Annotated in this window: 2 protein-coding genes; both read left to right on the forward strand. The window is 31.2% G+C overall.

Translation table 11 applies throughout. The features are described 5' to 3' along the window. Positions 1–665: hypothetical protein (locus tag ABWI07_RS44300; protein ID WP_353822228.1), on the forward strand; the 665-nt coding region annotated here is incomplete at its 5' end. Position 666: 1 nt separating this feature from the next. After that, positions 667–1,109 (forward strand): glycosyltransferase family A protein (locus ABWI07_RS44305; protein ID WP_353822229.1); only part of this gene is annotated, 443 nt, incomplete at its 3' end.

Raw genomic sequence — 1,109 nt, forward strand, 5'->3', positions numbered from 1 at the left:
TTTTAATTCATGACTCTTTTGTTGAAAGAGGTAATGGAACTCCCGATGATTTGCATTCTTCTCTTTTAAGAGAAGAAGTTTTAAAGCTAGAGAAAATAGAGTTTATAGAGTATTTAATTAAAAAAGATAAATTAACACGTTCAGCATGGACGAAAGTAATAAGTAGAAGTTTTCTATCTAAAAATAATATTTTATTTCCTACTGTAAGACAAACAGAAGATACAGGTTTCACTGCAGAGCTTGTTAGACTAGGGAATTCTTTTGATTGGTATGAGAAACAATTTTATGCTTATGTAAAACACGATGAAAGTGTTACTGCAAAAAGACTCCCAGAATCAATCATCCATGATTCATTTTCTGTTATTAAAACAGCGGTAATAAATGGAGAATTAATTAAAGATAGTAGATACCGAGAGGCTTATTATTCTTACCTTGCTTATCCTTACGTTGTTCTTATTGGACAGACAAAAGAGGCAATCAATAGAGGGGTAATAAAAGAAAATACTATCTTAAATGATTTAAAACAATACTCATTTCTTATGAAATATAATTTAAACCCCAAGCTGAAAGTTATAAAACACTTATATAAATTATTTGGTTATTTAATGATTGTCTTTCTTTTGAGTGTAATGATGGAGCTAACATACCGAAAGCAAGGAGTATAATATGACAACTACTTTAACAATTTTAACCCCAACATATAATAGAGCGTATATTCTCCCCAAGTTATATGCTAGTCTAGTTGAGCAAACTAACAAACACTTTGATTGGATGGTTGTTGATGATGGCAGCACTGATAATACTGAGCAATTAATATCAGAATTTATAGCTGATGGGAAGATAAACATTGTCTATATCAAGCAGAAAAATGGTGGTAAGCACAGAGCCTTGAACACGGGTGCTCAGTCTATTAATTCTGATTATATTTTTATCGTAGATAGCGATGACTATTTGACGAACGATGCTATTGACATAATTTTAGAAAACTCTCACTATTTGAAAGAAAAGAACCTAATGGGGATGACCTTGTTAAGGGGCTATGCTCCTGATAAAGTCATAGGTGAAAAATATCCTGAAGATTTTATGATAAAGAATTTTAATCAAGTTCG

The organism is Actinomadura sp. NPDC000600 (assembly GCF_040492135.1).
Taxonomy (GTDB): domain Bacteria; phylum Actinomycetota; class Actinomycetes; order Streptosporangiales; family Streptosporangiaceae; genus Spirillospora.